General features: G+C 41.8%; 8 protein-coding genes. 6 read left to right on the top strand and 2 right to left on the bottom strand.

Features of this window, described 5'->3' with window-relative positions:
• Positions 1-127 precede the first annotated feature (127 nt).
• Positions 128-988: an AraC family transcriptional regulator gene (locus BM398_RS00290; RefSeq protein WP_092335942.1), complete on the bottom strand. Its 861-nt coding sequence runs from the start codon at positions 986-988 to the stop codon at positions 128-130.
• Positions 989-1065: 77 nt separating this feature from the next.
• Between BM398_RS00290 and BM398_RS00295 the strand changes: the two genes are divergently transcribed.
• From BM398_RS00295 to ppdK, 4 genes are all read left to right on the top strand, one after another.
• Entirely contained in the window at positions 1066-2244 is a 1179-nt protein-coding gene (locus tag BM398_RS00295; protein WP_092335943.1) for an iron-containing alcohol dehydrogenase, read from the top strand.
• A gap of 125 nt (positions 2245-2369) precedes the next feature.
• Positions 2370-3698 carry an MFS transporter gene (locus BM398_RS00300; protein WP_092335944.1) on the top strand — a complete coding sequence of 443 codons (1329 nt, stop codon included), beginning with the start codon at positions 2370-2372 and terminating at the stop codon, positions 3696-3698.
• Positions 3699-3808: 110 nt separating this feature from the next.
• Positions 3809-4717, top strand: coding sequence for a glycerophosphodiester phosphodiesterase family protein (locus tag BM398_RS00305; protein ID WP_175531781.1), 909 nt, complete (start codon positions 3809-3811; stop codon positions 4715-4717).
• Between the two features lie 141 nt (positions 4718-4858).
• Positions 4859-7687, top strand: a complete 2829-nt coding sequence (gene ppdK, locus BM398_RS00310) for a pyruvate, phosphate dikinase (RefSeq protein WP_092335945.1) — start codon at positions 4859-4861, stop codon at positions 7685-7687.
• 82 nt (positions 7688-7769) lie between these two features.
• Here ppdK and BM398_RS00315 read toward each other — a convergent pair whose 3' ends face one another.
• Positions 7770-8525 carry a hypothetical protein gene (locus tag BM398_RS00315; protein ID WP_092335946.1) on the bottom strand — a complete coding sequence of 252 codons (756 nt, stop codon included), beginning with the start codon at positions 8523-8525 and terminating at the stop codon, positions 7770-7772.
• 248 nt (positions 8526-8773) lie between these two features.
• Between BM398_RS00315 and BM398_RS00320 the strand changes: the two genes are divergently transcribed.
• Both BM398_RS00320 and BM398_RS00325 read left to right on the top strand, forming a co-directional pair.
• A complete protein-coding gene (locus tag BM398_RS00320; RefSeq protein ID WP_092335947.1) occupies positions 8774-11299 on the top strand; it encodes a DUF342 domain-containing protein in 2526 nt (841 codons plus the stop codon).
• Between the two features lie 138 nt (positions 11300-11437).
• Positions 11438-12127, top strand: a complete 690-nt coding sequence (locus BM398_RS00325) for a F0F1 ATP synthase subunit A (RefSeq protein ID WP_092335948.1) — start codon at positions 11438-11440, stop codon at positions 12125-12127.
• Positions 12128-12144 lie beyond the last annotated feature (17 nt).

Raw genomic sequence — 12144 nt, forward strand, 5'->3', positions numbered from 1 at the left:
TGCAACATTTCGTATTATAGGAGAAACTCCTGTAAAATGCAATAAGGACAAAAAATGAGAAGCCCATATATCAAAATATGGGCAGTTAAAAGCAGGGTGATGAATTATATTTTCAAATATAGCCGGATTAAGCAGAAAAGCTTGCGCGATATTCACTTGGCGACATATTCTTTTGCTCCTTAAAAACCCTGTTAAAAGAGGATATACTTTGAAAGCCTGACAGCATGGCAATTTCTGTCAGTGACATGCCGTCATTTGACATAAGCTCCGCGGCTTTTTCGACTCGTATAAGATTCAGCCACTTATTATAATTAAGACCGGTTATTTCTTTAAAAATACGTGAGAAATAATCTTTGCTTATTCCGGCTCTTTTTGCCATTTCTGATTGCGTTAGGTTGTCATCTGTGAGATTATTTTTTATATAGTCTGTTACCTTTACCATTTTGAAAAACAGTTCGTCTGTGACGGAAGCATAGTAGTTATCGGTAAGTTCACCGCTAAGTTCCTGCTTGTGATCGTCAAGAAGCATCATAAAATCAAAAAGGAGCTTGGTACACAGTATTTCTTTGTTGTTTTTGTTCGATCTGAAGGTATCGCGCATCTTATGCGCAATCTCACCAAGTTTAAGGGCAAGTTCCCTGTGATTGTTTATGCAGATAACGTGAAGATTGTGATAGTAGTGAATGATACGTTTAAAGTCAAAAACGGCATCTGCTATCGTATTACTAAACTGCAGGATGACAGAGCATGTTCTGTCGGCATCAACAATCTCGTGAATTTCCATAGGCCATATAAGCACGATATCACCTTCAACCAGGTTATATATTTTTTGACCGATCTTATATACATTTTTTTCACCGGGTCCTACGAGGATGATCTCGCCAAAAGAGTGCCAGTGTGACGGGAACGATCTTTCCTCAGAACCGGTAGCAAGATTAAATGCGTGGGTAGTCTGAAAAGGAAAAGTCTCATATTGACTTGGATCCATATTCGTACCTCCGTTTTTGCTAAATGAAATAATAAAATAATTTTATATGAATCTTATATAGAAAGGAATGGAAAAAAATGGACAATTTTACCTTTTATTCTCCCACATATTTTGTTTTTGGAAAAGACACTGAGAACGCAGCCGGCGAGTATGTGAAAAAATTTGGCGGAAGCAAAGTTCTCATTCATTACGGCGGAGGCAGCGTAGTACGTTCCGGCCTTCTTGACAGGGTGAAAAAATCTCTCGAAAAAGAGGGCATTTCTTATAAAGAACTCGGAGGAGTAAAGCCCAATCCAAGGAGCGGCCTTGTATATGAAGGAATAAAGCTCTGCAAGGAAGAAAAAATAGATTTTGTTCTCGCTGTAGGAGGCGGAAGTACGATAGATTCTTCAAAAGCAATCGCGGCAGGAACATTGTATGACGGCGATTTCTGGGATTTCTATCAGGGAAAAGAAAGAATTAAAGAGGCTCTTCCTGTAGGAACAATCCTTACGATCGCTGCAGCCGGAAGTGAAGGAAGTCCCGATTCTGTAATAACAAAAGAAGAGGGAATGTTTAAAAGAGGCGTGGGTTCCGATGCGCTCAGACCTAAATTCAGCATTTTGAACCCTGCACTTACACAGACTCTTCCCGCATATCAGACGGCAGCCGGGGTGACAGATATCATGGCACATCTTTATGAGAGATATCTTACCAATACCAAGGATGTTGAAGTTACGGACAGAATGATCGAGGCGCTCCTTCTTACAATGAAGCATGAGGCTCCGAGAGTAATAGAAGATCCCAATAACTATGAGGCAAGAGCGAATATTATGTGGGCAGGAATGATGGCTCACAACAATTCTTGCGGTGTGGGAAGAAGTCAGGACTGGAACAGCCACAATATTGAACATGAGCTCTCTGCGGTTTATGACTGTGCGCACGGTGCGGGACTTGCGGTTACCATGCCTGCGGTATTCAGCTATGTTATGAATCACGACGTTATGAGATTTGCAAAGGTTGCAACAAGAGTATGGGGCTGCCAGATGGACTTCGATCATCCCGAAGTTACGGCAAAAGAGGGAATCAAAGCATTCCAAAATTTCCTTATTTCTATCGGAATGCCAAAGAACTTTGAAGAACTCGGTGCAAAGGAAGAGGATATTCCCAAGCTTGTTGAAGTTCTTTGCAGAGGTGACGGAAGAAACGGTACTATCAGCGGTTTCGTTACTCTTAATGAAGATGATTGCACGAAGATTTACAAGATGATGGTATAAAAAAGCTTATATTTAGACGTGTTTATGGCAGAAGACTGTTGCATATCGGCAGTCTTCTGCTTTCTTTATGATAATTCTTCATATATAATATAGTGTACAAAAAAATGGGGATATGGAGATACACTATGAAACTAAACTATAAGAGAACTATACTTATCGGATTTGCATTTCTATCTATCTGTGCATTCTGGCAGTTTTATGATAACGAGATTCCAAAGATATTAAAATATAGCTTTGGTCTTGGCGAGACCGCAACAGGTATAGTGATGGCTCTTGATAATGTGTTTGCACTTTTTCTTTTGCCATTGTTCGGAAATCTTTCGGATCATACCGACAGTAAAATAGGAAAAAGAATGCCGTATATTCTTGTTGGAACGGCAATGTCGGTTTCTCTTTTATATTTGCTTATTGCTGTAGCTAGAAAGAGCGGAAACTTGCTCTTATTTATGTTCGGACTTCTTTTTATTTTGTTTGCAATGGGAGTCTACAGATCGCCCGCAGTTTCACTTATGCCCGATCTTACACCGGCTCCCTTAAGAAGCTCGGGAAATGCGATAATAAATCTTATGGGAACAGTCGGTGGTATCTTTGTTCTTATCATGACAAAGGTTTTGCTAAAAGAGGCTGAGAATCCGGCACAGACGGATTACATGCCTTTTATCATTAGCATTATCATCTGCATGGTTGTGTCTGTGGGAATATTGTTTTTTACCATAAATGAAAAGAAGATAAGAAAAGAAGTAGAAGAGCAGGGAGGACTTAAGTCTCTCGGAGAGGCTTTCGATGAGAAAGCTTCGGAAGACGGCGACGGTACTTCGGAGGAAGAAACAAAGGGTAAGATGCCTGCTGAGGTGAGAAGAAGTCTCATTTTTCTTCTGATCTCGGTATTTTTCTGGTTTACGGCTTACAATGCGGTGACTACGGCATTTTCGCGCTTTGTTGGCGTTGTGTGGGATCTTCATAACAATGATTACGCCACATGCCTCCTTGTTGCCACTGTTGCGGCTACACTCAGTTATATTCCTATTGCGTATATATCAGGAAAGATAGGTAGAAAAAAGACTATTCTTTGCGGAATTGTTCTTATGGCTGCAAGCTACATTATTACAGGACTTTATCCGCATTTTTCGGCTTCAATAAATATCTTTTTTGCAATTGTGGGAATAGGATGGGCTGCAATCAACGTAAACTCTTATCCGATGGTTGTTGAGATGTGTAAAGCGGGAGAGATAGGCAAATACACGGGAACATACTATACGTTCTCGATGGCTGCCCAGGTGTTTACACCTGTATTCTCCGGATATCTGCTTGAGCATATATCATACAAGACGTTGTTCCCTTATGCGTTTATCTTTTCGGCTTTGGCATTTTTAACAATGCTTATGGTCAAACACGGCGATGCGAGACCCGATATGAAGGGTAATATACTCGAGAATTTCGACGTTGATGATTAAAATTATATGAAATTAATGTCGATTAACGCATTTAATTGTTGCGAATTAAACAATTAGGAAGTAAAATATGTAGCAGACGTGTTAAAAAATTATCAGTAGGAAGTGGATTAATGCTTTTTATTAAGGTTTTGTGCGAAATAGCACCTATAATGGTCGTTCTTTATTTTCTGATGATCATGCCGAGGGTAGTGCATAAACCTGAAAGATTACCTCATGTAGGTGTGCGTTATGCGCACCGCGGACTTCATGACAATTCATCAGATGCACCGGAAAACACGATGGCGGCCTTTAAGAAGGCAGTGGATGCCGGCTATGGGATTGAGTGTGATGTTCAGCTTACCAAGGATGGTGTTCCGGTTATTTTTCACGATTTTACACTTGCCAGAGTGGCGAGATACGCAGAGGGTGAGATTCCCGAAGATGCTGTGAAGAATAAGGACGGGAGCTTCGGAGTTAAGGGTAAGGTAATTGACTATACATATGAAGAGCTTCAAAGGTTTCATATTCTTGATTCTGTTGAAAAAATCCCCAAATTCGAAGATTTTTTGGCGCTTGTAGACGGTAAAGTTCCGCTTATCGTGGAGCTTAAGATCGAATTTAAAAACTGTACTGTTTGTTCGAAAGCGGATGCGCTTCTTTCATCATATAAAGGAGTATATTGCATCGAGTCCTTTAATCCTCTCGGAGTGCTTTGGTATAGAAGGCACAGGCCGCAGATCATGAGAGGACAGCTCTCCGATGAGTTCCACAAGGAGTCGCCTTCGGAATTTAACAGCTTTCTTTACTTTGCGCTTACAAATCTTTTTCTGAATTTTTTAACCAGACCCGATTTTATTTCATACAATCACAAATATCCGGGTAACCTGTCATTATGGCTGTGCAGGCACCTGTATAAGAATGTCACCGCTGCATGGACGATTAAGAGCGAAGAGGAGCTTGCAAGGGCAGAGCAGAATTTTGACATTTATATATTTGACAGTTTTGTTCCAAAAAACGGTCCCAAAGTTAATAAAGTGTAATATTTAGAGGTTTTATATTTTATTAAATCGGTAATTATCCGCGTTTTATTTCACGGTCAGTGGTTTCCGCGGTAGTTATAAAATAGAAATACATGAAAGGTACCGGTTTTATATAGTACCGGTAAGAAAGGTAAGACAAAAATGGCGAACAAGTGGGTTTATATGTTCAACGAAGGTAACATGACAATGCGTAACCTTCTCGGTGGTAAGGGTGCTAACCTTGCTGAGATGACAAGTATTGGTCTTCCTGTACCTCAGGGATTCACAATCACAACAGAAGCATGTACACAGTACTATGAGGATGGTCGTAAGATTAACGACGAGATCATGGCTCAGGCTATGGACGGCGTTAAGAAGATGGAAGAGATCAACGGCAAGAAATTCGGCGATCTTCAGAATCCTCTCCTTGTTTCTGTTCGTTCAGGAGCTCGTGCTTCTATGCCCGGTATGATGGATACAATCCTCAACCTCGGTCTTAACGATGAAGTAGTTGCAGCAATGATCAAGGGAAATCCCGATCCTGCATTCGAGCGTTTTGTATATGATTCATATCGTCGTTTCATCCAGATGTTCTCTGACGTAGTTATGGAGGTTGGTAAGAAGTACTTCGAGCAGCTTATCGACCAGATGAAAGAGAAGAAGGGTGTTAAGTTTGACGTTGACCTTACAGCAGCTGACCTTAAGGAGCTCGCTGAGCAGTTCAAGGCTGAGTATAAGAAGCAGCTCGGCAAGGACTTCCCTTCAGATCCTGTAGAGCAGCTTAAGCTTGCTATCGAGGCTGTATTCCGTTCATGGGATAACCCTCGTGCTAACGTATATCGTCGTGACAACGACATCCCTTACTCATGGGGAACAGCTGTTAACGTAATGCCTATGGTATTCGGTAACCTTAACAATGAGTCCGGTACAGGTGTTGCATTCACTCGTGACCCTGCTACAGGTGAGAATAAGCTTATGGGTGAGTTCCTTATCAACGCACAGGGTGAGGACGTAGTTGCAGGTGTTCGTACACCTATGCCTATCGCTCAGATGGAGAAGGAGTTCCCTGAGGCATACGCTGAGTTCATCAAAGTATGTGATACTCTTGAGAACCACTACCATGACATGCAGGATATGGAGTTCACTGTTGAGAACAAGAAGCTCTATATGCTTCAGTGCCGTAACGGTAAGAGAACAGCTCCTGCTGCTCTTAAGATTGCTTGCGACCTCGTTGATGAGGGACACAAGACTCCTGAAGAAGCAGTTGCTATGATCGATCCTCGTAACCTTGATACACTTCTTCACCCTCAGTTCGATGCTGCTGCTCTTAAGGCTGCAACACCTATCGGAAAGGGTCTTGGTGCATCTCCCGGAGCTGCTTGCGGTAAGGTTGTATTCACAGCTGATGACGCAGTAGAATGGGCTGCAAGAGGCGAGAAGGTTGTTCTTGTTCGTCTTGAGACATCGCCTGAGGATATCACAGGTATGAAGGCTGCTCAGGGTATCCTTACAGTTCGTGGTGGTATGACATCACACGCTGCCGTAGTTGCTCGTGGAATGGGTGAGTGCTGCGTATCAGGTTGTGGCGACATCAACATGGACGAAGAAAACAAGAAGTTCACTCTTGGTGGAAAAACATTCACAGAGGGAGACTTCATTTCAATCGATGGTACAACAGGTAACATCTACGAAGGACAGATTGCAACAGTTGACGCACAGATCGCCGGCGAGTTCGGACGTATCATGGCTTGGGCTGATCAGTTCAGAAAGCTTAAGGTTCGTACAAACGCTGATACACCTGCTGATGCTAAGAAGGCTAGAGAGCTTGGTGCTGAGGGTATCGGTCTTTGCCGTACAGAGCACATGTTCTTCGAGGAAGACAGAATTGCTGCATTCCGTGAGATGATCTGTTCAGATACAGTAGAAGAGAGAGAAGCTGCACTTGATAAGATTCTTCCTTATCAGCAGAACGACTTCAAGGCTCTTTATGAGGCACTTGAAGGAAATCCTGTTACAATCAGATTCCTTGATCCCCCGCTTCACGAGTTCGTTCCTACAACAGAGGACGAAATCAAGAAGCTTGCAGATGCTAAGGGCAAGAGCGTAGAAGATATTAAGGCTATCATCAATTCTCTTCACGAGTTCAACCCTATGATGGGTCACAGAGGATGCCGTCTTGCAGTTACATATCCTGAAATTGCTAAGATGCAGACTAAGGCTGTTATCCGTGCTGCTCTTGAAGTTCAGAAGGCACACGCTGACTGGAACGTTAAGCCTGAAATCATGATTCCTCTTGTTTGCGAAGTTAAGGAGCTTAAGAACGTTAAGAAGGTAGTAGTAGAGACAGCTGATGCTGAGATCGCTGCTGCAGGCGCTAAGCTTGAGTACGAAGTTGGTACAATGATCGAGATCCCCAGAGCTGCTCTTACAGCTGATGAGATCGCTAAGGAAGCTGACTTCTTCTGCTTCGGTACAAACGACCTTACACAGATGACATTCGGATTCTCTCGTGATGATGCTGGTAAGTTCCTTGATGCTTACTATGATGCTAAGATATTCGAGAATGATCCTTTCGCTAAGCTTGACCAGACAGGTGTTGGTAAGCTTATGGAAATGTCACTTAAGCTTGGTAAGCCCGTTAATCCTAGTCTCCACGTTGGTATCTGTGGTGAGCACGGTGGTGATCCTTCATCAGTTGAGTTCTGCCACAAGATCGGTCTTGACTATGTATCATGCTCACCTTTCCGTGTACCTGTTGCTAGACTTGCTGCTGCACAGGCTGCTATCGCTGAGAAGAGCGCATGCTGCGGTTCAAAGAACATCGTAGATGACGAGACAAAGGAAAAGCTCAAGGATGCTGCTGAGAAGGCTACAGTTATTGCTAAGGAACTTGCTGAGACATCAGCTGAGGTTGCTAAGGCAGGACTTGCTGGACTTAAGGCAGGACTTGAAGAGGCTAAGAAAGTTTACAACAACTCAAAGAAGAACTGATAATGATTATCAGATAAGATTCTAAAAGAAAAGAGCTTCACACATTTGTGTGGGGCTCTTTTTTAGAAGTGAAATATTTAAATTATTCAGCTATTTTTTCTGCGCTTAATAATTCTGAGTCATAGTTATCGGCTTCAAGTCCCGATCCTGTGAAAGTTATAATATAACCGTCTTTGATAAGACAGATACATCTCTGGTACAGAACTGTGCCGTTTATTTTTGCATTAAGTACAAGTGAAGGATGATCTTCACCCAAGAACTTAACTGTCTCCATCTCGGCAGTTACATCTGTTAATCCCTGAGCTTCAAGAGCTGAAATTGAAGGCTCTTTCTGAGATTCCATAATTGACTGCTCATTTGCAAGTGCTCCTGCAAGTGAACCTACACTCTGAAGAACAACATTAAGTGTTTTGCCTGTTGTTCCGTCAACAGCGTAAGTTACTACCATAATACTACCGCTGTCGAGAGCTTTCTTTGCAGCTTTGTTATCTTTGAATGCATCAAGATCTGTTATTGTGCTGTTTAATGTCTGAAGCTCTTCAGCATTTGCAAATTTGTAGTTATCGCCTAAAGAAAACTTAACCCCAAAAAACTTGTTTTCATATGTGGTTCCGTTTACAACACCTGAAATGTTTTCGCCGGAATCACTTGCGTCAGAGCTTTCTGAAGATGTGCTTTCTGCAGCGTCTTCATTTGAAGAATCAGAAGGTGCTGCTTCAGCGGATGCTTCGCTTTCTGCATTGTTGTTTGTTGCAGGCTCAACTTTCTGAGCTCCGCAAGCAACAGAGCTTGTTGCTAATGCAAGTGCGAACATTGTTGCCAATAATTTCTTTTTCATATTTTTCTCTCCTAATTTAAAATAAAAACTCGTTTCATTCTAGCACATTATATTTGGGAATGCTATTAAAAAATTAACGGTTTTATCGTTTGTGTAATAAACGCAGATTTGAACTGGGTTTACAAGGGAGGGGGATTAATTAGTTCTTGAGTGGTAATTGTAATAATGATAAAATTGTTATAAGAAATAGATAATTGATAGTGCATTGCAGGCCGATATTTCATGACCGGTTGGGAGATGTGACATCTATGGATGCTCAGGAACTTGATTTAGAACTTGATCTTGAAAATGAAACGATGTCTTACTCCGGTCTCTCTTCACTTAATAAGAGTGCGTTGGAGAGAGAACTAGAGATGTGCAAGAATTTAGGGGCTGATGCTGATAAGCTCAGAGCTCTTAATTTTAATGCGCTTCAGCTTTCCGAAATACGAAAAGGTATCAAGGATAAAGTTGATGTTGCAAAGTATATGGATCCCAGAAAATCATGGACTGAGATGGAAGAACTTCGTCTTGAAATGTCTCAGAACATTGATATGAGCTCGTATAGGGAGCAGGGATTTGATGTTCAGCAGCTTTCCGAGATAAGGAAGGGAATTGCTGCCGGAATTGATGTATCTTCATATGCAAAGAGGGAATACCTTGCAGACCAGATGAGAGAACTTCGTATCGGTCTTAGCAGGGGAGAGGGCGTTCCCATTATTTTCTTTCAGGACCCGGCATTTGACAGCCTTCAAATGCGTGAGATCAGAAAAGGTCTCGAAGCGGGGATTGATATCTCTAAATACGCTTCTGTTGATATTCCATACATGAAAATGAGAGCAATAAGAAAAAGTGCGGAAGACGGACTTTTCTTTGATGATGCCCAGATACGCAGTTATAATGCGAGCATACTTGAGGAACTGCATGCGGCGCACAATGATAATGTTGATATAAGCCAATATGTCAGAGAACGATATGATGCGGAGCAGATTGAACAGATCAGGATCTGCCTTAAGGAAAGAATCTCGATTGATAAATATATCAACCCTGACATGAGAAGTGATGCGATAAAAGAGATAAGGATAGGTCTTGAGAATGGTATTGATGTCGGAAGATATGCAGATGCATCGTATGGCTGGCAACAGATGTATGAGATGCGAATAGGCCTTGAACATCAGATTGATATTACACCCTATACCAATCCTCTTTATCAGGCCGATCAGATGAGAGAGTTGAGGCTCGGTATAGAAGACGGACTTGATATAAGCGCATTTTCATCGATGATGTATACTGCCCGCGATATGCGCCGCATAAGAGAGCGCATATTGGGTGAAGGATATGGTTTTGTAGGACACAAAGTGCATGATGCCGAAGTACTTGATAGGACTGACGGTGTTCCCAATGAAACTGTTCTTCTTAATTACATGCTTGAAAACAGAGATGAGTTCCTGTCGTTTACTTCCGATGAGATGATATGCTGGATCAAGCTTCCTGCGCGAAATGACGGCGCGGTATATACCGAGGATCTCATTATGAGCTTCCTGGTTCAGTGTAGAATAATGGCCGGAATCAACAAAGAAGCAATTTCAAATATGCTAAGTAACTTAAATCATAATGAGAAATATGTTGTTGCCGCAGGAAAAACTGCTGTTAACGGAGTTGACGGCTACTATGAATTTTTGGTGGACATGGAGCAGGAACAGGAGCCTGTGATATTAAATGACGGAACGGCGGATCTTTCTAATATCGAAGCAATCAAGCAGGTTAAGGCCGGTGATAAGATTGCGATATATCACAAGGCGAAAAAAGGAGAAGACGGATATAACGTATACGGAGAGGCTCTGCGTGCAAGAAACGGTAAAGAAATCCCTATCTTAAAAGGAGAGGGATTCATGATATTAAATGACAGGGTTACTTATGTTGCAAAATATTCCGGCGCCATCAGCATGGTTGACGGAGTGATCAATATCGAAAAGATCATGATACTTCCTGAAGTTAAGATAACCGATAATAAAATTTCTTATGACGGAGTAGTATATATAACCGGAGATGTTCATTCCGGATGTGATATTAACGCGTCGGGTGACGTGATAATAGGCGGTCACATGGAAAGCTCTGAAATAGTTAGCGGAAGGAATGTTGTCATTAAAGGGGGTGCGACATGTCCCATAAGAGGCTCGATAAAAGCAAAGGGAGATGTCTCGGCGAAATTCTTTGAGGGTGTGACGATAACCGGAAAAAATATTTCCGCTAACTATTTCATAAACTGCAATGTCATTGCGAGCGGACTTATCAGAACATATGGAAGAGTGGGAACTATTTACGGAGGAAGTGTTCAGAGCCTTTTTGGAATCGAGACGGCATCAGTCGGAAACAAAGCCGGTGCAAAGACTATTGTCACTCTTGGCGTAAACAATACCATACTTGCTGAGCTCAGCAATATTAATAAAGCAATCAGCAGAGAGGAAGAGGAACTAAATAGCCTTAAGGTACAAAGAGACAGGCTTTCTGAGGATGCATCCGCCGACAGACAGAGGATGCAATGGAAGATCAAGGTTAATGCTGCTATAGGAATGAAGGAAGGCAAGATAAAAGACCTTGAAGCGAAAAAAAGTAAGGTCCAGGCTGAAATTGACAAAGGAAGCGAGGCTAGAGCAACAATTACCGAAGTTGCTTATTCCGGAACGGTGTTTGTCATTGACAGAATGGTGCTTAGAATTGAGGAAGACAGAAAGACATATGATAAACTGACAATCAAAGCAAGCGCCGACAGAGACAGTATAGAAGTAATATAAAACATGGTACAAAAATAATATCAAAAGCTTTAACTTTGCCAAAACACCAAATTAAGCAAAGTTAAGGCTTTTTTTTACATTGCATTATTAAAGTGGATTTTCTATAATTATTGTATATTTTTGGGGAAGGTATACGCTATGGATTTAAAAGAGATTCTTAATGAACTTTTGATGGAAGATAAAACGTTCCTTAGAATTCCTGTCGGAAGCGGAACTTTGGAAATATATAAGTCCGTTGTCCTGACATGGGTGGTTATGCTTGTTTTGTTTATTCTTATGCTAATCCTTACAAGGGATTTTAAGGTACATAATATTTCAAAACGCCAGGCCGCGGTTGAAAGTTTTGTGTTATGGATAAGAGGCGTTACCGGCGGAATGCTGGGAGAAGAGGCAATAGGATATGCCGATTATATTGCAACGGTGCTTATATTCATTGCTTTTTCCAATATGGTCGGATTATTTGGTGTTGTACCTGCGACCATGGACCTTAACGTGACGATAGCGCTTTCAATCATGAGCATTATTCTTGTTGAAGCCGCAGGCTTTAAGAAGAAGGGCTTCAGGAACTGGATCAAAGGCTTTGCACAGCCAATGGCTGTGATCGCACCTATGAATGTTTTGGAGCTTCTTATAAGACCGTTGTCTCTTTGCATGAGACTTTTCGGTAATATTCTCGGAGCTACGGTTATCATGGAGCTTATCAAAGCTGTCGCACCGGTAATCGTACCGGCAATGTTTAGCTTGTATTTTGACATATTTGACGGAGCAATCCAGGCATATGTCTTTGTCTTTTTGACGTCATTATACATTAAAGAAGCCGTTGAATAATACGGCACAAGGAGGAA

The organism is Butyrivibrio sp. M55 (assembly GCF_900116865.1).
Classification (GTDB): domain Bacteria; phylum Bacillota; class Clostridia; order Lachnospirales; family Lachnospiraceae; genus Butyrivibrio.